The 18,827-nt window shown below is 66.5% G+C and carries 12 protein-coding genes; 5 read left to right on the top strand and 7 right to left on the bottom strand.

Annotation, left to right across the window (positions count from 1 at the left end; all coding sequences use genetic code 11):
• Window positions 1-41: 41 nt before the first annotated feature.
• From AC5P5X_RS14985 to AC5P5X_RS14975, 3 genes are read right to left on the bottom strand one after another with little or no spacing between them, the layout of a single operon-like run.
• A complete protein-coding gene (locus AC5P5X_RS14985) occupies window positions 42-1,346 on the bottom strand; it encodes an MFS transporter (protein WP_099523582.1) in 1,305 nt (434 codons plus the stop codon).
• A complete protein-coding gene (locus AC5P5X_RS14980; RefSeq protein WP_111189745.1) occupies window positions 1,343-3,571 on the bottom strand; it encodes an oligoalginate lyase in 2,229 nt (742 codons plus the stop codon). Before AC5P5X_RS14980 ends, AC5P5X_RS14985 begins: the two co-directional genes overlap by 4 nt.
• Window positions 3,568-5,007, bottom strand: coding sequence for a polysaccharide lyase 6 family protein (locus tag AC5P5X_RS14975; protein WP_329762579.1), 1,440 nt, complete (start codon window positions 5,005-5,007; stop codon window positions 3,568-3,570). Before AC5P5X_RS14975 ends, AC5P5X_RS14980 begins: the two co-directional genes overlap by 4 nt.
• A 241-nt stretch (window positions 5,008-5,248) precedes the next feature.
• Between AC5P5X_RS14975 and AC5P5X_RS14970 the strand changes: the two genes are divergently transcribed.
• The 4 genes from AC5P5X_RS14970 to AC5P5X_RS14955 all read left to right on the top strand — a co-directional run bounded on the left by AC5P5X_RS14970 (window position 5,249) and on the right by AC5P5X_RS14955 (window position 11,634).
• Entirely contained in the window at window positions 5,249-8,140 is a 2,892-nt protein-coding gene (locus AC5P5X_RS14970) for a TonB-dependent receptor (protein ID WP_111189747.1), read from the top strand.
• Window positions 8,141-8,242: 102 nt separating this feature from the next.
• On the top strand, window positions 8,243-8,986 hold the full coding sequence (locus AC5P5X_RS14965; RefSeq protein WP_005409753.1) for a FadR/GntR family transcriptional regulator: 744 nt from the start codon (window positions 8,243-8,245) through the stop codon (window positions 8,984-8,986).
• 117 nt (window positions 8,987-9,103) lie between these two features.
• Complete coding sequence (locus tag AC5P5X_RS14960; RefSeq protein WP_049460001.1) at window positions 9,104-10,870, top strand: hypothetical protein; 1,767 nt, start codon at window positions 9,104-9,106, stop codon at window positions 10,868-10,870.
• A 164-nt stretch (window positions 10,871-11,034) separates the two neighbouring features.
• The gene (locus AC5P5X_RS14955; protein WP_049460000.1) at window positions 11,035-11,634 is read left to right on the top strand and encodes an NADPH-dependent FMN reductase; all 600 of its coding nucleotides are present in this window, start codon (window positions 11,035-11,037) and stop codon (window positions 11,632-11,634) included.
• Window positions 11,635-11,653: 19 nt separating this feature from the next.
• Here the strand turns inward: AC5P5X_RS14955 and AC5P5X_RS14950 are convergent, their stop codons facing one another.
• Window positions 11,654-13,300: a fatty acid--CoA ligase gene (locus AC5P5X_RS14950; RefSeq protein ID WP_111189748.1), complete on the bottom strand. Its 1,647-nt coding sequence runs from the start codon at window positions 13,298-13,300 to the stop codon at window positions 11,654-11,656.
• Between the two features lie 129 nt (window positions 13,301-13,429).
• On the opposite strand from AC5P5X_RS14950, the gene AC5P5X_RS14945 reads away from it, so the two are divergent.
• Window positions 13,430-14,104, top strand: coding sequence for a response regulator transcription factor (locus AC5P5X_RS14945; RefSeq protein WP_088429761.1), 675 nt, complete (start codon window positions 13,430-13,432; stop codon window positions 14,102-14,104).
• A gap of 4 nt (window positions 14,105-14,108) precedes the next feature.
• On the opposite strand, the gene AC5P5X_RS14940 is transcribed toward AC5P5X_RS14945, so the two are convergent.
• From AC5P5X_RS14940 to AC5P5X_RS14930, 3 genes are read right to left on the bottom strand one after another with little or no spacing between them, the layout of a single operon-like run.
• The gene (locus AC5P5X_RS14940; RefSeq protein WP_111189749.1) at window positions 14,109-17,438 is read right to left on the bottom strand and encodes a hybrid sensor histidine kinase/response regulator; all 3,330 of its coding nucleotides are present in this window, start codon (window positions 17,436-17,438) and stop codon (window positions 14,109-14,111) included.
• Window positions 17,439-17,474: 36 nt separating this feature from the next.
• Window positions 17,475-17,951: a MaoC family dehydratase gene (locus tag AC5P5X_RS14935; RefSeq protein WP_049450730.1), complete on the bottom strand. Its 477-nt coding sequence runs from the start codon at window positions 17,949-17,951 to the stop codon at window positions 17,475-17,477.
• Window positions 17,948-18,826 (bottom strand): alpha/beta fold hydrolase, encoded by an 879-nt coding sequence (locus tag AC5P5X_RS14930; RefSeq protein ID WP_111189750.1) that lies wholly within the window; start codon window positions 18,824-18,826, stop codon window positions 17,948-17,950. Before AC5P5X_RS14930 ends, AC5P5X_RS14935 begins: the two co-directional genes overlap by 4 nt.
• Window position 18,827: the final 1 nt, after the last annotated feature.

Genomic DNA, 18,827 nt, shown 5'->3' with positions numbered 1-18,827 from the left:
CGGAAAACTCCTTGGTTTGCGGGGGAATGAAAAACGTGGGCTCAACCGCCGCGGCGGTCGAGCTTGTGGATCGGGCCGGTCCACCACCACAGCACGGCCAGCGACAGCGGCACCAGGGCGGCAACGAGGATGAAGATCGGGGCATAGGAGTGGCGGGTCAGCACCGGCACCAGCCAGGTGGTGATCAAGGTGCCGGCCACGGCAGCCAGGCCACCCAGGCCGGCCAGCGTGCCCACCGAGCGGCCGTCGAACAGGTCGCCTGGCAGGGTCTGGATGTTGCCGATGGCCACCTGGAAGCCGAACAGCACCGCAGCGATTGCCAGCACCGCCAGCAGCGGCTGGTTGGCCAGCACAGCGCCCAGCAAGGCAGGGGCCATGATCACGCAGCCCAGCGTGATGGCCAGCTTGCGGGCGCGGTCCACGCTGTGCCCGGCGCGGATCATCCGCCCGGAGAGCCAGCCGCCGCTGAGGCTGCCCAGCATCGCGCCGACAAACGGCACCCAGGCGAACAGCCCGATCTGCTTGATGTCGAAGCCGAAGGTTTCAGCCAGGTAGATCGGCAGCCAGGACACGAACAGCCACCAGATCGGGTCCAGCAGGAAGCGGCAGGCGAGCATGCCCCAGCTCTGCCGGTGGGCCAGCAGCTCACGAACGCTGGCCTTCGGCGCCACCACCGCCTGTTGCCCGGCCTGGTCTTCCTGGATCAGCCGGCGCTCGGCATCGCTCACCCACGGGTGCTTGTCCGGGCCGGCGCGGTAGACAAACAGCCATGGCAGCAGCCACAGGAAACCGATTGCACCGACCAGCACGAAGGTGCCGCGCCAGCCCAGCCACAGGTACAAGCCGGCGATGGCCGGTGCGGACACGATCGCGCCGATCGACGCACCCGCGTTGAACACGCCTTGCGCCAATGCGCGCTCGCGCGCCGGGAACCACTCGGCATTGGCCTTCACCGCGCCCGGCCACGCACCGGCCTCGCTGATGCCCAGCATCGCCCGCACCAGGCTGAAGGACAGCATCGAATGGGTGATCGAGTGCAGGGCGATGGAGATCGACCACACGCTGATCGACAGGGCGAAACCCAGGCGCGTGCCGATCATGTCGAACAGGCGGCCGAACAGGAACTGGCCGGCGGCGTAGAACAGCATGAACACCGTCACCAGCAGGGCGTAGTCATCCTTGGTCGCGCCCACTTCCCTGGCGATTTCCGGCCACATCACCGCCAGTGCGTTGCGGTCGATGTAGTTGATGACCGTGGCCACGGCAATCAGGCCCACGATCAGCCAGCGGACGGCTGAACGCACCGGCACCTTGCGCAGCTTGGCCACCACCGCAGGGCCGTTCATTTGCCGTCACCCTTGCTGCGGTCCAGGCGCGCATGGCTGCCGTTCCAGCGGTAGACGTGGCCGTCGACGGTCACGCTGTGCTCGCTCGTGGTGGCGCTGTTATCGGCGACACCCAAGGCGATGCGTGCACCGCTGGCCAGGCGCAGCTCGATCACCTCGGCATCGCTGCCGCGGGTACGCACGATCTCCCTGATGCGGCTGTCGGCGCCATGCACGTACTCGGCGGTGCCGTTGTACTCGCCATGCGGCTCCAGCACGCTGAAGAAGGTGACGTCCTTCTGGCCGTCCACGCGCTGCAGCAGGGCAGGCTCGCGGCGCAGGTTGAATTCCGGATCGTTCGCGCCGCTTTCCACCAGCAGCGCCTGCGCCGGCGCACTGCTGCCGAAGCGGTAGGTGTAGAAGCGCCCGTCCAGCAGCCACGCCAGCGACCGCGGCTCGCTGCCGGGTTTGCTGCGTGCATCCAGCCACAGGTGCTGGTAGCCGTTGTCCTTGCCCAGAACCGGGCGCTGGCTGGGGAAGTGCTCGGCCTCGAAGCCGGTGGTGACGATGTGGCCGTTGAAGTGCAGCGGCAGGTCGTAGCGCGCGGCCTTGTCGCCGTGCACCTGCAGCAGGTCCAGCACCACCGGCAAGCCCAGGTCGGGGTGGCGCAGCAGCGCCTGGGTGCGGGTGAACGCCACGCCGGGATAGGCATCGCGCATCGTTGCCGAGGCAATCTGGGTATCGGCATCGGCCTGGAAGAAGCGCACTTGCGGGGCATGCGCCTCGCCACGCTTCCAGTCGCCGTTGAAGTGGCTCTGCTCGTCCACCACCAGGGTGTTGTGGGCCACGGTCTGCTTGGCCCAACTGCGGTTCTCGGCCAGGTAGATGCCACCGCGCTTGGCTTCCACGTTGAGGAAGCGGGTGGCGCCGTAATCGGTCACCACCGGGTTGCCGTTGTCGTAGAACAGCCAGTTGAGCTTGTCGAAGTGGCCGTGTCCCATGCCCTGCATCGTGTCCTTCTGCACCAGTGCCTGGCCGCGTTCGCCGTTCATGCGCAGGATCGCCAGGCCGCCGCGGTCGCCGTCGGGGCCATCGCGCAGCAGCATCGGGCGGTAGTCGAAGGGCTTGGCCTTGTTGGCGGCCAGTGCCTGCGCCACCTGCAGGCCTTCGGGTGACAACAGCAGGCGTTTCTGCTGCTGGGCCACCGACAGCAGGCGGTCATCACCGGTGCGCGCATAGGCGATGCCGATGCCGGCCACCAGCTCTTCGGTGTCGATGCCCTTGTCCAGGATCGCATCGTTGATCGGGAAGAACAGGCCGCCATAGCTGGACTGCACCAGTACATCCACCGCCTTCAGCAGCACGCCATCGCGACGCGCGAAGATCTTCCGCTGCGGCTCATTGCGTTCGATGGCGTTGCCGAACAGCAGGAACGGCGCCAGTGCATAGCGCTGGTAGTAGGGGCCTTCCTCGTAGTAGCCATCGGGCGAGAACAGCAGGTCGATCTGCCGCAGGAAGCCGAACTTGTCGTCCTTCTGGCTGCCGCGCAGGGACTTCTCCACCAGTTCCTGGTCGCGCAGCACGTAGCCGGTCATGCCGGTGGCGGCCACCGCCCACGTGGCGTGGTTATGGATCTGGTCGTAGTTCTTCGGTTCGCTGACGAGGAACTCGGCCATCGGCCGCAACACCTTCGATTCGATGGTGTTGCGGTCCTCGGCGGACAGCGCGTCATGGATCGCGTCATAGCCCTGGATGGCGTTGACCAGCCATACCGAATCGTTGAGCACCTGCCAGAACACGCGGCCGGGAATCTGGCCCCTGCCTTCCGGGTGCGGGCCGAGCGTCGGGTACAGCTTGGCATACTGCAGCAGCATGTCGCGCGCGTAATCCACGTAGGTCCTGTCGCCGGTCAAGCGGTACAGCGTGCCCGCCGCCAACAGTGCCTGGTAGTTGCGCTTGTGCTGTTCATGGGTGCGCCCGCCGCCCTTGTCCCTGGGCACCGGCACGTCGATGCCGGCCTTCATCATCTTCTTCAGTGTTGCCTCGGTGCGCGCCTGCTCCTTGGCGAACCACGGGTAGCGGCGGCCTTCGCTGGCCATCTGCTGCCACTGCGCAGCGGTGACCAGCACCGGCGCGGTGTCGGCCTGCCGCGCAGCGGCAGCGGGCGCTGCGAGCAGCGACGCGGTCGGCAGCAGGGCGAACGGGGCGGCCAGGGCCAAGGAAACGAACAGCGGCTGCAACCTCATCGATCAACTCCATTGCGGGTGCGTGACAGGGCAACTTCGCCCACCTTGGGATACCAGGCGACGCCGGTCGCCTCGCGCGCGGTCATCGCCAGGGCAGGATCGGCGCCCACGGCGGGCAGGGCAGGCGTGGCCACCCACAATCCGCTGGCAGCCTGCTGCAGGCTGACGCCACGGCCCTCTACGCCACCCGGGAACACGGTGCTGGCTGCCGGCGACTGCACGTTGCCGCTGAAGTCGATGCCGGCCAGCGAACTGGCGGCATTCGGCGGGTTCCTGCTGCTGCGGTTGACGATCAGGTTGCCGGTGAAGCGGCTGCTGCTGGCGGCGACCAGGATGCCTTTGGCTTCATCGTGGCCGACGCCGAAACTGATCTTCGCCACGTCCACGAAGGTGTTGCGATTGATCGTGGCATTCACCACCGGCGCATAGCCGGACAGCGGAGGACTGGCCTGCGCATCCATCACCGCCAGTGCCGAGCGGTTGCTGGACCCGGCCAGCCGCTCGAAGTAGTTGTTGCTGACGGTCTGGTCGGCGTTGATGATGCGTACGCCGCCGGTGCCGGCCTTGTCATCGCCGAGGAAGACGTTGTCGATCACCCGGTTGCCGTTGCCATGGCGCAGGGTCAACGCGCCGGCCGAACGGTAGAACACGTTGCCGCGGTAGGTGTTGCCGCCGGACTTGTTGCTGATGATCTCAGTCTCGCCGTCGCAGCCTTCGAACCAGTTGTTCTCCACCGTGCTGTTGGAATCGCTCAGTGAGCTGTCGCTGGTGCCGACGCGGATCGTTTCGCCCCCGTTGACGCCCAGCGCCGGGCGCGGCCCGAACCAGTTGTGGTCGATACGGTGCTGGTTGTCCAGGCCCTGGGTGGCATCGCGCACCACCACCACGGTCGGCCCGGCGTTGGTCTTGCCGCGCAACTGGCTGTGATCCAACCGGTTGTTGCTGCCATACAGCGATACCCAGTAGTCCTGGTCGCTGGCATCCGGGTTGGTGTAGTCATCGATCACCAGGCCGGTGACGCGGCTGTTGCTGGCGACTGCCTTGCTCGACTCGCGGAACGCCACCACCGCATCACCCGGCGCATAGCCGTTGCGGAACACCAGGTTGGACGCCTGCAGGTAGTTCCCGGCCAGGCGCAGGTCCGAGCGTCCGCTGAGGACGACCTTGCCGGCGGTCTGCGCGCGCAGCACGATCGGTGCGGCTGCCGTGCCCTGACCCTTAAGCAGCAGCCGGGCATCGGTCCAGGTGCCGTCAGCCAGCACGATCTCATCGCCAGGCTGCAGCGCCGAGGCGGCGGTAGTGAACTCCGCGACATCGTGGACGAGCCAGCTGGCTGCACTTGCTGCTGAAGTGGTCAGGCACATTGCCAGACCAGTGGTCAGGCAAAACAGCCATGAATCATTGGATCGGTGACGCGCGAGCGAGTGAATGCGCATGAAATCCTTCCAGGGACGGCCGGGCCGTCGTTTCAGGGTGGGCCTGCATACCACTTTCGGGTCTGTTGTAAGCCAGCTTTCGCGCAAAGTCATGCTGCATGAGCACATTAAATTGCGATCAAGTGGTATGGATCAAAGGCATTTGAACAATCGCATACCAATTGGTTGACATTTTCATGTCGCCGTGCCGAAGCTGCGTCCCACGCCTGGCATGCAGGCGATCCTTTGGGAGGAGGAAACCATGCGGCGACCCGCCGGAGCAGTGCACAGCATCTCGTTGTCCCCCACACCCCTGATCGTGGCGCTGCTCGCCGTGCTGGCGGGGCTGCCCACGGCCCAGGCGCAATCCGGCAAGGACGCGGCAGGGCAGGATCCCACCACGCTGGACCAGGTGCAGGTCACCGGCATCCGCGAATCGATGCAGAGTTCGATCAACAAGAAGCGCGATGACACGGTCATTGCCGACGTGCTCTCGGCCGATGACATCGGCGACCTGCCGGCGCCTTCGCTGGCCGATGCGATCGAGACCCTGACCGGCGCCGCTTCGACCCGCGACAAGACCGGCGCCTCGGAAATCTCCATCCGTGGCCTGGGCGCCTTCCTCAGCAGCACCAACTTCAATGGCCGCGAGATCACCAACGGCAGCGGCGACCGCTCGGTGAACTTCAACATGTTCCCCGCCGAGCTGATCAATACGGTGGCCATCTACAAGACCCAGCGCGCCGACATCATCGAAGGCGGCGTGGCTGGCACCATCGGCCTGGAAACAGTGCGCCCACTGGAGTACGGCAAGCGTGCGGCGCAGCTGGACCTGCGCGGCAGCTGGGCCGAGTATGACAAGAAGTACCGCGACGACGACGGCATCGGCTATCGCGGCACCGCCAGCTACATCGACCAGTTCGAGTTCGGCAACGGGCAGAAGCTGGGCATCTCGCTGGGCTTCCAGCGCCTGGACGGCACCGACCCGGAAGAGAGCATCACCAGCGGTTCCACCTGGTATGCCTGCGATGGCACGCAGAACGTGGGCAATGCCAACTGCAATGAAGTGTCCGCGCAGGCCATCGCCAACGGCGCGCCGTACTACCTGGTGCCAAGCAGCCGCATCTACCGGCTCAAGCAGGAGCGTAACGACCGGCAGAGCGAGTTCGCCGCATTGCAGTGGCGGCCCAATGACGTGGTTGAAGTGAACCTCGACTTCGAACACACCGAGCGCAACTGGTACGAGAACCGCAGCGACCTGAGCCTGTCCAACGCCCGCCGTGGCATCACCCGGCGCGAGGTGGACGAGGACGGCATCGTGCGCCACCTGCATGGCAGCACCTCGATTGATTCCACCTCAAACCGCTACTGGCGTGGTGAGGAGTACACCGGGGGTGGCCTGAACCTGATCCTGCGACCGACCCCGGCCTGGGAACTGTCCACGGATCTTTCGTACTCGCACACCAATCGCCTCGACAGCGAGCGCATGACCCGCCTTCGTGCCAACCAGCGCGACGTCAACAATGCCATCGTGCCGGGCATCAGCAGTGGTGCCACCGGCTACGTGGACTATGACTGGGACTGGCACGGCGAAGTGCCCAGTGTCGCGCTGGCGCCGAACTTCGACCCCAACAACTGGGACGCCTACACCGGCGCGGCGCGCGTCACCTCCAGCGCAACGGAGAACGACCACAGGATCAAGGCCGGCCGCTTCGATGCCAGCTTCATGCCGGAGTCCGGCTTCTTCACCCGTATCAAGGGTGGCGTGCGTGCCAGCCAGGCGGACTACCGCCTGCGCGACAACACCCTGGTAAGCGATTACGACCAGCGCGTGGCGGCCGACAAGGCGAAGATCATCGCCGCCAACCAGGTCTGCCGCGCGCCGTTCCCACAGGATGACTTCATGGATGCCGCCAGCGGCAACACGATCTCCTCGTGGGCGTACTTCGATCCGAACTGCCTGTACCAGTCGTTCCGTGGCAGCCTCGACAGTGGGTTGGATCCGGGTTTCCAGGATCCGAACAATGTCGATATCACCGAGAAGACACGCGCGCTCTATCTGATGGGGGAGTTCAGCAGCAGCCTGTTCGGCTTGCCGGTGACCGGCAACCTCGGCCTGCGCTGGGTCAAGACCGACGTTCGCTCCGAAGGCGTGCGTACCGGGCTGCGTATCGAGGACAATGGTGACGGCACGATCCGCCTGCAACCCACCGGTGCGTACAGCACGCAGGTGTTCAAGGCGGGCAACGACAAGCTGCTGCCCAGCCTCAACGCGGCCTTCGAACTGCGCCCGGACGTGTTGCTGCGGGTCGGTGCATACCGCGCGATGTCACGGCCGGACATCGCCGCGCTGGGTGCCGGGCGCACCATCAACGTGAGCAGTGATGCCACCTACGGCAATCTGGCCGACGCGCTGGATGACATCAGCGCCAGCGGCAACCCCGCCGCGCAGCCGCTGATGTCCTGGAACGGCGACCTGTCACTGGAGTGGTACCCGAACCCGGACACGATGCTGGCCGGCGCGGTGTACTGGAAGCAGTTCAACGGCGGCACCGCCACTGCGCTGGTGCCGGAGACCTACACCATCGACGGCCAGAGCGTGACCGTGCCGGTACGCCAGCAGGTAACCACCGACGAGGACAGCACGCTGACCGGCTTCGAGCTGACCGCCACCCATCGACTGTCGTACCTGCCCAAGCCGTTCGACGGGCTGGGCTTCAAGGTCAGTTACAACTACGCCGATGCCGACTACCGGACCCAGGACTCGCGACTGGGCGAGCAGCTGGCCAGTGACGGCACGATCCTTCCGGCGATCGTGCCGCCGGCGGGCCTCAGCGGCTTCTCGCGGCACGTCCTGTCCGGCTCGATCTACTGGGACGTCGGGCGCTTCAACATCCAGGCCATCGGCAAGTTCCGCTCGCACTACTACCAGGACTTCACCGGCATCACCGCACAGCAGAACCGCTACTACGATGACAACACCAGCGTGGACCTGCGCCTGCGCTACCGGGTGAACAAGCGGTTGTCGCTGTCGCTGGAGTTGATGAACCTGACCAACGAGCCGCGCGTGGCCTACCAGCCGCTTTATGGGAACTTCCGCGAAGTGGTGACCTACGGGCGACGTGCGTATTTCGGTGTACGATACAAGTTCTGAACAGGGCGGCGCGGCCAGTGGTCGCGCCGTCGCTCCAACCGGACCCTTGCCGGCCGCGGTGGCAGGGCAGGGACCGGGAAGGAATCGCCAAGGGTCAGCCGCATGTCCGCCAACCGCCTTTACCAGACCATCGCTGCCAAGCTCCGCAAGCTGATCGAGGACGGCGAATTTCCACCGGGCTCGCGGCTGCCGGGCGAGCGTGAACTGGCCGAACGGTTCGGTGTCAGCCGGGTCACCATCCGCGAAGCCGAGATCGCACTGGAAGCACAGGGCTGGATCGCGATCCGCATCGGTTCGGGCGTGCATGTGAAGCCGCGCCCGACGCAGGCGCCCGGCGGGCTGCCGGATGTCAGCGCCTTCGACCTCACCGCTGCCCGCGCGGTATTCGAGGCCGAGGCCGCCGCTCTGGCGGCAAGCAATCTGGATGATGCCGGCATTGCCGAGCTGCAGGCGCTGGCCGAAGCGCTGTGCCGTCGCGACCTGAGCGACGCGGAAGCCGGCGAGTACGACCGCCGTTTCCACCTGGCCATCGCACGGCTTTCCGGTAACCCGGTGGTGGAGTTCTTCGTGCAGCAGATCTGGCGCATGCGCAGCGAACTGCCGCGGGTAACCGAGGTCTATGCACGGGTCTGCCATGATGATGGCGCCAGCCGTGCCGACGAGCACATGGCGATCTTCGAAGCCCTGCGCGCGCGCGATCCGGTGGCCGCGCGCAATGCGATGCGCCATCACTTCCAGCGTCTGTTCGAGGCCATGCTGCAGGCGACCGAAAGCCAGGCGCTGGAGGAGATCCGCCGCCGCACGCAGCAGGACCGCGAACGGTTCATGGCCACGACGCGTATCTGAGTAACGGCGTTTCCAGGGCCGCCGGGGCGGGTCAGGACGCTGTGACGTGCGGGGAATCATCCTTGCGGGTGCCGACGAGCGCGAAGTAAGCTCTGCTTCGTCGACGAGGGGGACACCATGTACGCAAGGATCGCGGCAGCTGCGCTGCTGTGTATGACGGCCCTGCCTGCGTCGAGCGCCAACCGCGGCTCGACGGTGATGGAGGACTACGCGGCGGCGCTGAATGCCCGCGGGCAGATTCTGCAGTTGGATACCGGTGACATGTTCGGGGAAAGGATCGGGCTGTTTACCGGCTCGGTGGAATTTCTGCAGACGGACGTCGACCTGCCGGGCAACAGTGCGCTGGAGGTGGGCATCAAGCGGCGCTTGGTGGCAGGTGCGCAGGGCCGGCAGGGATTGGGCATGTTCGGGGTGTGGGACCTGGCCCTGCCCAGGGTGCATGGAACGTTCAGCACCCAGGGGGGATGGAAGAATTACGTGGTGGCCGAGCCGCTCAACCGCTGTTCGAAGTTCACCCCGCCTCCAACCGAGATCGTCACGGTGAAGGCGCAGACGCCGACCGGGCCAGGGACATTCACCGAGTACTTCAACTCCGACGAGTTCTGGCATGGAACGCAGCTCTACCTGCCAGAGACCGGTGACGAGGATCTACTCGCGCAAAGCAACGAATGGCCGGTGCCGAGTACAGGCCATGCGTACCCGATGCGAACCAAGAGCGGCAATGTCATCCGCTGCGTCGCCATGGACGACGGGGCGGGTGAGGGCTTCGAAGTCACAACGCCTGCCGGCATCACCTACACGCTCAATCATATGGCCAGCCTTGGTAGCGGACCGCCATTGATCAAGAAGGGATACTCGCGGGGAAACTTCGGCTCGGTTACGGAGTTCGAGTTCGTTCTTTTCCGGCAGGAGTTCCATATTCTTCCGACCAATGCCCGAGACCGGTTTGGAAATTCGGTGACCTACACGTGGGATCCGGCAAATCCACGGCAGTTGCTGCGCATCGCAGCCAACGATGGCCGCACCGTCGATCTCGAATGGACGGCTGGATCGCCCAGCACGCTGCCAAGCGAAGTGAGCGCGGTCCGTGCGGGCGGGAGGACGTGGACCTACGGTACCGTGGTGGGTGGCTACAAGGTCACCTTCCCGGACCAGTCCTACTGGCAGACTACGGGGTTCAACGTAGGCACCATGGGTGCCGGTGCCGTTCCCGCAGAGCGGGGTTTCTGCCGGAATCCGGGTGTGGTGACCTACGGCCATTCCGGTTCGATCCGCCATCCCAGTGGTGCAGTGGCGAGGTATCGCTTCGAGCCGACGCTGCATGGCCGCTCGTGGGCGCGTTATGGCTGCAATATGCCCGACAGCACGGGTAGCGGGTTCCTCGACTCGATCGAATACACGCCCGCCAGGTACTACACGTGGTCGCTGGTTTCCAGGACAGTCACCGGGCCGGGCATCGACCAGCCTTATACGTGGGCCTACAGTTACGGCCCGGCCAACGGGTGCTATGCCGACGGCAGCAAGGAACTGTGCCAGGCGAATTCGCCGGCCACGAAGTGGGTGGACGTCAAGGATGCAGAGGGTGTCACCACCCGGCACACCTTTGGCAATCGATTCAATGTGGACGAAGGCTATCTGCTTTCCTCGGTCCAGCCGGGCCGCGCCACCACCCTCAGCTATCAGCTTGACGCTTCCGGCAGCTATCCGGCATTGGCCGGGCGACCGGCATATCAGCGTGCCAGCGGAATCATCGCAGCCAAGCAGATACCGTTGTTGCAGAAGGTCATCGAGCAGGATGGCGTGCGCTACATCTGGAAGGTCAATACGTTCGACAGCATGGCACGACCTGTGTCCATCACTGAAGCCAGCCAGCCCGTGCAGTAGCATCGCCCCGCCGCGCCCTGTTCGCCCTGGAAGAGGGAGCAGCAAGGACGAAGGCACTACACCGCCGGAACCGTGATCCTCTGCAGATCCAGTCTGGCCCTCGCCCACCCGCGCTGTCGATGCCTGGCCCGTGACCCCGCGCCGACGTATCCGAGGAATCCCGCATGTCCGACACCCCTCCACCGCTGAACATCCTGGCGTTTGCCGGCAGCCTGCGCAGCAACAGTTACAACCGGCGCCTGGTCAGGGCTGCAGCAGGCGCCGCGCCTGCGGGCCTGCTGCTGACCGTGCATGACACCATCGCCGATATTCCGCTGTTCGACGAAGACCTGGAAGCCGCCGACCCGGCCGGCCCTGCCGGGGTCAAGCGCCTGCGCGCGGCCATTGCATCCGCTGACGGCGTGCTGATCGCCACGCCGGAGTACAGCCAGTCACTGCCCGGCGTACTCAAGAACACGCTCGATTGGCTGTCCCGCGACGATGCCGAGTACCGCATGGTCCTTTCGGCCAAGCCGGTGGCGATCATCGGCGCTACGCCGGGTCACTGGGGCACCAAACTGGCACAGTCGCAGCTGCGCCATACACTGACCGCCATGGGCGCATTGACCATGGCCTCGCCACAGCTCTATGTGGCCGAAGCAGCGGCCGCCTACGACGATGACGCGGGAGATTTCGACGCGGCGACGCGCAAGCGCCTGCAGCGCTTCCTGGAGGGATTCCAGAGCTGGGTCCAGCTGCTGCAGGGTGGGGCGTCGCGCGGTTGAGCGGTGCCGGCAGAGGCCGTCATCGCCCGCCGGTGCCAAGGACCGGATCATGCAGCCCGCGCAGCTTCTTCTTGTTGATCTTGCCCACGCTGGTCCGCTCGATTGCATCCACGAAGCTCACGCGCTCCGGGATCGCATAGCGTGAGATGTCTCCGGAACGGCTGCGCGCCGCGACCAGTTCGATGATCTCCGCTTCGGCCACATGGCTTCCCGGCTTCCTGACCACCAGTGGCAATGGCCGCTCGCCCCATTTCGTGTCGGCGATACCGATCACCGCGACCTCGCTGACCGCCGGGTGCAGTGCGATGATGTCTTCCAGCGCGAGCGAGGAGATCCATTCGCCCCCGGTCTTGATCACGTCCTTGATGCGGTCGGTGACACGCAGGTAGCCAGCTTCGTCGATGTTGCCGATGTCGCCGGTGTGCAGGTAGCCGCCCGCCCACAGCGTTGCCGAAGCCTCGGGATCGTGCAGGTAGCCCTGGGTCAGCCAGGGGGCGCGCGCCACCACTTCACCGGTGGCGACGCCATCGTGGACGACATCGCCCATGTCCGGGTCGACGATGCGCAGGTCCACCAGCGGCACCGGAATGCCGGCCTTGGTGCGCAGTGACAGCACCTCGTCGGCATCGGTCACGCTGTCCACGTCGATCTGGGCGATGGTGAGCAGAGGGCAGGTCTCGGACATGCCATAGCCGCCGAAGATGTCGATGCCCCGCGCCAGTGCGCGCTGCGCCAGGGCACGGGGCAGCGCGGCACCGCCGATGATCACCTTCCAGCCCTCCAGGTCGGTCTGCGCGGCGTCCGGGTGCTCCAGCAGCATGTGCAGGATGGTTGGCACGCAGTGCGAGAAGGTCACCTTTTCGCGGGCGATCAACGCCAGCAGTTTCGCAGGCAGGTAGCGCCCCGGATAGACCTGCCTGATGCCCATCGCGGTAGCCACGTAGGGCAGGCCCCACGCGTGCACATGGAACATCGGGGTGATGGGCATGTAGACATCGTCACGATGCAGGCGGCCCTGGCGGGGCGCGCCGCCGAGCGCGGCCATCGCCGCCAGCGAATGCAGCACCAGCTGCCGGTGGCTGAAATAGACCCCCTTGGGCAATCCGGTGGTTCCGGTGGTGTAGAACACCGTGGCACGGGCATTCTCGTCGAAGTCCGGAAAGCGGACGACCGGCGTGGCACCGCGCAACCCCGCTTCGTACTCGGTGGCGAAGCCTGGCGGCGGCGGGCCACCGGCGTCGTCCAGCAGGATGCGCGTGCGCAGGTCCGGCAGCTGCTCGTCGATGGCGTCCAGCAGTGGCAGGAACTCGCGATTGGCCAGGATCACCCGCGCGCCGCTGTGGTTCAGCGTGTACGCGATCTGCTCGGGGGCCAGGCGCACGTTCACCATCATCAGCACCGCACCGATCATCGGAACCGCGAAGTAGGCCTCCAGGTAGCGGTTGCTGTCCCAGTCCATCACCGCCACCGTGTCGCCGTGGCCGACGCCCAACGAGGTCAACAGGCCGGCCAGCTGGCCGATGCGCGCCTGCAGGGTGCGGTAATCGAATCGGACCCTGTCGCCATAGACGATTTCCTGTCCAGGACTCACCGCCAGCGGCATCAGCAGCAGCTGCTTGATCAGCAGTGGATAGGCATGGGCATCGGGAGTGGGGGCGGATGACATGGCTTTTCCTCGTGGGCGGCGTTGCGGTCGCCGGCCTTCTCCGCACCACACTAGCAAGCCCTTCCTGCTGTACCAGCGTACCTAGGTACCTGTTCCCGCGCGCAGCCGATTTGATAATCTCGCCAGGACATGCCAACCCTGCTCATCGCCGATGATCACCCCTTGTTCCGCGCGGCACTGCATCGCGCGGCGGAAGAGGCGGTCGCCGATCTGCAGATCAGCGAGGCGGATTCACTGGACAGCGTGCTGGAGGCGATCGAGAACCAGTCGATCGACCTGATGCTGCTGGACCTGCATATGCCGGGCAATCATGGGCTGGCCGGGCTGGCGACCATCCGTGCGCTGCAGCCGGGCCTGGCGATCATCATCGTCTCCGCCAACGAGGAGCCGCAGGTGATCCGGCGCGCCATCGACCTCGGCGCCGCGGGCTACCTGCCCAAGAGCTCGGGTTTGAACGAGCTGCAGTCCGCGCTGCAGTCCGTGCTGGAGGGCGAACGCTGGATCCCGGCGCTGCTGCGCGAGCCGGTGGCGCGGGTAGCGCCGTTCAGCAGGGATGCCGACCTGGCCGCACGCCTGGCCAGCCTGTCCGCACATCAATACAAGGTGCTGGGGCTGGTGGCCGAAGGCCTGCTCAACAAGCAGATCGCCGACCGGCTGGGCGTACAGCTGCGCACGGTCAAGGCGCACATGACACGCATCATGGAGCGGCTGGGCGTACGCAACCGCGCGCAGGCCATCCGCGTGCTGCACGAAATGGGGTTGGCCGATCCGTCCCGGCTGGTCGAAGAGCTGCCCGAGCCCTGAACGGTCAGCGCGTGGCAGTGGCCGCCAGCAGGTGGTTGATCGCCCAGCGCAGCGCCAACGGCTTGAACGGCTTGTTGAGCAGGGATAGCCCAGCGCCGCGCACCGCCTCGCGTGTATCGCTGCCGGTATCCGCACTGAGGATTACCGTCGGCCGCGGTCCATGCATGTCCGCCAGCCGCTGCCACAGCGCAACACCGGTATCGCCGTCATCCAGGTGATAGTCGAACAGCCACAGCGCCGCCTCGTGCGCTGAGGGCCCGATGGCATCGGCGCTGCCTGCCGCGATGACGTCGCAGCCCCAGGAAAGCAGCAGTTGCCGCATCGCCTCCAGAGCGTCCGGGTCGTTGTCCACTGCCAGTACGCGGATACCCTTGAGGGCGTTGCTGCCACCCGTCGGTGCCGAACTGCGCGGGGTCACTGGCGGTGCTGCGCGTTGCACGCTGATCGAGAAGGTCGAGCCGTGCCCGGGCACGCTGCGCAGGTGCAAGGGTGCATGCAGCAGATCGGCGATGCGGTGGGCGATGGTCAAGCCCAGTCCCAGTCCCTGGCCGTTGCTGCGATCGACCCGGTGGAACTCCTCAAACACCACCGCCTGCTGCTCCGGAGCAATGCCGGGGCCGGTGTCATGCACGCCGATCATCAGTGCCTGCCCCTGGCGGCGCACACCCAGCAACACACCGCCATGGCGGGTGTAACGAATGGCATTGGCCAGGAAGTTCTGCAGCACCCGGCGCAGCAGCAGGGGATCGCTATGGACCCAGGCCTGGCTCCGCACATGGCGGAACTGCAGGCCGCGCGCCGCCGCCAGCACCGCGAACTCCTGCGCGAGCGGATCCAGCACCGTCGACAGCGCGAACGGGCGTGGATCGGCCACCAGCCCACCGGCTTCCAGTCGCGAGATATCGAGCAGGCCGGACAGCAGGTCATCGGTGGAATCCAGTGCACCGCGGATCTGCCGCAGGAAACTGTCGAGGAACTCGGATTCGATGTGCTGCGACATCGCCTCGGTCAGCAGCTGGGCCGCATGCAGGGGCTGGATGAGGTCATGGCCGACCGCCGTCAGGAAGCGGGTTTTCGCCGCGTTCGCGCGCTCGGCCTCCTGGACCGCCTGCTGCAGCCTCGCGGTGCGGTCCTGTACGCGGCGTTCCAGCGTTTCATTGCTGCGCTTGAGCGCATCCTCCGCGCGGCGGAACGCCGTGACATCGGTGAAGGTGGCCACGTAGCCACCGCCCGGCATCGGGTTGCCGCGGATCTCGACGATGGTGTCATCGGGAAATATCCGTTCCGACAGGTGCGGCGTGCCACGGCGCATGTGCGCGACGCGGCGCTGCAACGCCCTGGTGGGCGTGTCGCCGGGGCCATCGCCGATCTTCAGCTGCCCCAGTGCCCACGCCGTGAGGTTGACCACCGGCTGCCCGACCTGCAGCAGCTCCGGCGGGAACTTGAACAGCGCGGCGTAGCGGCTGTTCCAGGCCACCAGCTGCAGCTGCGCATCGACCACGCTGATGCCCTGGCTCATGTTCTCCAGCGCGGCTTCGAGCAGTCGCTGGTTGAAGCGCAGCACCTGGGTGGCTTCGCCGACGGCGCGGGTCACCGCATCCAGCGGCGCGGCGCCGCCCTCGCGTGCGGCTTCGACCAGCAGCCGTGCCATGCCTGCGCCCACCACGGCCGTCAGCTCACGCTCGACGGCGGTGACCCGGTCGTCATCCAGCATCTGCCCGGCGTGGCCCTCCAGCAGCTGGCGCGCACGCTCCTGGCCAAGGAAGCGTCCCGCGGTCCTGCGCAGGGACGCCGCAGCCACCGCATCCCGCCTCCGCGGCAATGACGGACGCACGGCCCGCGACACCAGGGCCACGGTCAGCAGGTTGACCGCCAGGCTGGCCCCCATGCTGATGGCGATATGCCCCGGCTGCACGCGCAGCGAGACCACCGCCAACCAGTGCAGCCCGTCGGCGCTGACCGACGGCGTCGCGGCCGGGATCACCATCGGCAGCAGTACCAGCCACAGCCAGGCCAATGAGCCCAGCACGATGCCGGCGATGATGGCCGCGGAGGGCGTACGTGGGCGATACACCGCCAGCAGCACAGCCGGTGCCAGCTGCGAGAGGGCGGTGAAGGACATCAGGCCGAAATCGCTGAGTGCCTCGGTGTCGCTCATCGCGCGGCTGTACAGCCACGACATCAGGAACACGGCGAGGATGCCGGCACGGCGGAACGCCAGCACGCGCGGGCGCAGATCGGCGTTGGCCACGCCACCCCCGATGCCGCCGAGCAGGCGCGAACCGAATCCATGGTTGCCAAGCATGATCGACAACGTCAGCCCGGACAGGATCATCATGCCGGTGGCCGCGCTCAGGCTGCCCAGATAGGCCAGCAGCGCCAGCAGATGATGGCCGCCGGCCTGCGGCAGCGCCAGCACGTACAGGTCAGGCGATACCGAGGCCGGCAGCTGCGCGGCGCCGGCCAATGCCATCGGCACCGACGGCAGGCCGATCAGCAGCAGGTAGACCGGGAACATCCAGCGTGCCGTCTTCAGGTCCGATGTCTGGCGAAGCTCGACCACGCCAACATGGAACTGGTGCGGCAGGGTGAACGCGGAGATCGCCCCCAGCGCGACCATGGTGAGATAGTCCGGCACGATGGCCGGTGGTGGCAGCTGCGCCATCTTCTCCAGCAGCGGTGTGCCGGCCTTGTGTACGGACAACGCCGCATACAGGCCAATGGCCAGCAGCGCCACCAGCTTCAATACGGACTCCAGGCCCAGCGCGACCACGATGCCGCGGTTGGGCTCGGTGGCCGAGGCCTTGCGTGCACCGAACAGCAGGGTGAACGCGGCCATCGTCAGCGCGAACCAGAACGACATGTCCAGCTGCGCACCGGCAGGCGCGAACCCATCACCCAGCAGGGTGCCCAGCCCCTGGCTGACGGCTTTCAGCTGCAGTGCGATGTACGGAATGATGCCGAACAGCGCCACCAGGGTGATGGTGAAGCCGAGGCCGCGATCGGCACGCAGTCGTGCAACGACCAGATCGGCGATGGTGGCACTGTTGTGCTGCTTGGCCAGCCGCCCGACGCGGAGCAGGAACGGCAGGCCGAACGCGAAGATCAGCGCCATGCCGGCCAGGGTTGGTGGAATGGGGAAACTCCATTGCCGCCCCTGCGAGGCCGCACCGTAGTAGGTCCACGCGGTGCAGTGCACGGCCAGCGACAGTGCATAGATGAGCGGCCATGCCTTCGAAAGCCGGTGCCCCCGGCGCTCGCCCCACAGCGCCACGCCAAACAGCAGTGCGGTCCATGCAATGCAGGCGAAGAGGACGATGGAGGGCGTCAACATCGCTCCAGTGTAGGGAGAGAACCGGGCAGGGTGGTGCTAGGGGGTGATCACGATCAGTGACAGCTGCTCAGCGACCAGTGCCAGCTCGCCATCGGCGACCCGCTCGACGGCCTTGCGCTGGATCAGCAGCCACTGGCCGGGCTGGCGCGCATCCAGTGACACCAGCTGCGAGCGTACCCGCACCTCGGACCCGCTCGGCACCGGCGCCAGGAAGCGGACCTTGTTCAAGCCGTAGTTGAGCACATGGGCGATGCCGGGGAAGCCGGCCAGGGCGGCCACATCGTCCTCCACCGTCAGCGAGAGCAGCAGGAAGCCGTGTGCGATGGTACGCCCGCCCGGCATCTGCGCCTGCGCCCGCGCTGGATCGACATGGATCCAGTTGTGGTCGCCGGTGGCGTCGGCAAAGGCATCGATGCGCGCCTGGTCCAGGCAGGTCACGCCACTCAGCCGCTCACTGGCGGCCCACTGCTGCACGGCCTGCAGGGCGGGAGGCAGCTCGCTGTCCGCACTCACGCCACGCGCTCCAGCAAGGTCAGGATCGCGTCACGTGCCTCTGGCTCGGACAGCATCGGCGCGTGCCCCACATCGGGCACCTCCACCAGCCGGGCACTTTCCGAGGTGGCCGCCATCTGCCGCGCCACATCGGCCGGCAGGATGTCGGACAACGCACCGCGTACCACCAGCACCGGCACCCGTGTGGTCAGCCCGCGAACCGCACGCCACAGCAGCGGACGCAACAGCCACAGCAGCCATGGCCGGGTGGTGCGGATCACTGCCGGGTCGTAGTCCAGTTCCAGCAGGCCATCGCTGCGCGGGCGGAAGGTGCGCACCGCCATCTGCCGCCAGTCGTCGGTGCTGAAGCGCGGGAACGCGGCCTTGCCGATGGATTCCACGTAGGCCGTGGCCTGCACCAGGTCCATCGGCGGTACCGGCTTGCCGGCGTACTTGCCGATCCGTGCCAGCGCCTCACGCGGCACCCTGGGGCCGGCATCGTTGAGCACCGCGCCCGCGATCCGCTCCGGCGCGCGCGAGGCGAGGGTGATGGTCACCAGCACGCCCAGTGAGGTGCCGACGAACACCGCCTTGTCGACGTTCTGCGCGCGCAGCAGCGCGACCATGTCATCTGCGTAGGTGCGCGGGTTGTAGCTGGACGGATCGTGCGCACGTTCTGAACCGGCGCGGCCACGCAGGTCGACGGCGATCACGCGCCATCCCTCGGCGGTGAGTGTTTCGGCCAGTGCGTCGAAATCGGCACCATTGCGGGTCAGGCCGGGAATGCAGACCACGGTGCCGCGGGGCACCTGCCGGGCGTCCGCTGCATGGTCGCGCGCGTGCAGGCGCAGGCCATCGTCGCTGTTCCAGTACAAGTCGTCGTAAGACTGCGTCATG

The sequence above is a fragment of the Stenotrophomonas sp. YJH_SMC_91 genome (assembly GCF_059368495.1).
Note: the sequence above shows the minus strand (reverse complement) of the source record. Positions and strands in the feature narration are given on the sequence as shown.

What these genes read in the sequence shown, in the direction of transcription:
- AC5P5X_RS14960 (WP_049460001.1), top strand. Translation starts at nt 9,104, where the DNA reads ATGTACGCAAGGATCGCGGCAGCTGCGCTGCTGTGTATGACGGCCCTG.
- AC5P5X_RS14940 (WP_111189749.1), bottom strand. Translation starts at nt 17,438, where the DNA reads ATGTTGACGCCCTCCATCGTCCTCTTCGCCTGCATTGCATGGACCGCA.
- AC5P5X_RS14930 (WP_111189750.1), bottom strand. Translation starts at nt 18,826, where the DNA reads ATGACGCAGTCTTACGACGACTTGTACTGGAACAGCGACGATGGCCTG.
- AC5P5X_RS14955 (WP_049460000.1), top strand. Translation starts at nt 11,035, where the DNA reads ATGTCCGACACCCCTCCACCGCTGAACATCCTGGCGTTTGCCGGCAGC.
- AC5P5X_RS14965 (WP_005409753.1), top strand. Translation starts at nt 8,243, where the DNA reads ATGTCCGCCAACCGCCTTTACCAGACCATCGCTGCCAAGCTCCGCAAG.
- AC5P5X_RS14980 (WP_111189745.1), bottom strand. Translation starts at nt 3,571, where the DNA reads ATGAGGTTGCAGCCGCTGTTCGTTTCCTTGGCCCTGGCCGCCCCGTTC.
- AC5P5X_RS14985 (WP_099523582.1), bottom strand. Translation starts at nt 1,346, where the DNA reads ATGAACGGCCCTGCGGTGGTGGCCAAGCTGCGCAAGGTGCCGGTGCGT.
- AC5P5X_RS14970 (WP_111189747.1), top strand. Translation starts at nt 5,249, where the DNA reads ATGCGGCGACCCGCCGGAGCAGTGCACAGCATCTCGTTGTCCCCCACA.
- AC5P5X_RS14950 (WP_111189748.1), bottom strand. Translation starts at nt 13,300, where the DNA reads ATGTCATCCGCCCCCACTCCCGATGCCCATGCCTATCCACTGCTGATC.
- AC5P5X_RS14945 (WP_088429761.1), top strand. Translation starts at nt 13,430, where the DNA reads ATGCCAACCCTGCTCATCGCCGATGATCACCCCTTGTTCCGCGCGGCA.
- AC5P5X_RS14975 (WP_329762579.1), bottom strand. Translation starts at nt 5,007, where the DNA reads ATGCGCATTCACTCGCTCGCGCGTCACCGATCCAATGATTCATGGCTG.